Annotated in this window: 1 protein-coding gene; it reads right to left on the bottom strand. The window is 32.3% G+C overall.

Going from position 1 to position 1,190, the window contains the following annotated elements; translation table 11 throughout:
* Positions 1 to 1,170 (bottom strand): IS256 family transposase (locus AC3WVG_RS12105; protein ID WP_488798371.1); only part of this gene is annotated, 1,170 nt, incomplete at its 3' end.
* Positions 1,171 to 1,190: the final 20 nt, after the last annotated feature.

Below are 1,190 nucleotides of genomic sequence, written 5' to 3'. Positions count from 1 at the left end.
CAGATTATTGTTAAACCTTTTAACTAATAGATAGATAACCCTATTTGCACTCTTTATATCTCTGAATCCTGCCCAGTATCGGGTTAGTTGTTCTATATCACGGATAAAGCGCTCTAAGGGATTGGTGCTCTTTATTAAGGAATGGAATTTAGCTGGAAATTTTAAGAAGGTTAAGGTCTCAGCTATGTTTTTAGTAAGGATCTTAAAGAATTTAGGCTCCTTATCCTGGTAGAGATTTTTAAATTCATTCAGCCTCTTTAAGAATTCTTCTCTGGTTTTAGCTTTATAGTGATTGTAAGCAGTTTTTCTTATTTGAGGAAGGAGCCTTTTATTATGGATATATCTTAAGGCTTCCCTTACATAGTGAATTGAGCAAATCTGGATATCTTTATTAGGATATACAAATAAAAAGGCATTCTTAATACATCTTTTACCATCACAGATAACCATTCTTAGATTATTTCCTTCTAAACCTTTATCTTTTAAATCAAAGAAAAAATTGGTATAGTTTACTTCATTTTCACTGGATACTATTTTAAAATAAAGAATCTCATACCTTAAATCCTCTTTTATCCCTATGCAGAATAAACAAGGCCTTTTCCTTTTACTCTCAGGGCTTATCTTTATATATTTGGCATCTACAATTAGAAATAGATATTCATCAATTAGTTTCTTCTTTAAAAATTGATTAACTAAGCTATCTAATCTTTTTAGGATATTAGATGCGGTTTGATGGCTTATACTTGATTCTGAGAAGAAATTATAGAAAAACTGGGCTGTTTTTCTGGTAGAGGAGCCATTTAAAAAACAATTAAGTATTGCATAGTCAAATTCATCTAACCTTCTTTGATAGGCCTTTATGAGCCTAAATTTAACTTTTCTCCTTGCCCGAGGGACTAAAAAATTATCAATTCTGCCTCCAATATGGGTAATAAGGCTTCTTGGCCGGTATCCATTTCTATACCCTTCTCTTAAGCGAGTGTGTTGATACTTCTCTGCTTTTAATATGGCTTCTAATTCTTTGTTTAAACTGTATTCTAACACATCTTTTATCATTTGCTTTACCTTAGCTCTTATATCCTCCCAGAATACCTCCTTCGGTAAAATTCCCTTGACTCCAGCCCATCTTAGTAGTAAATTTTTACCAGAATCAAAATTTATCTGTTTCATAGGCTATACACCTCCTTCCT

The organism is Desulfovulcanus sp. (assembly GCF_982781345.1).
Note: the sequence above shows the minus strand (reverse complement) of the source record. Positions and strands in the feature narration are given on the sequence as shown.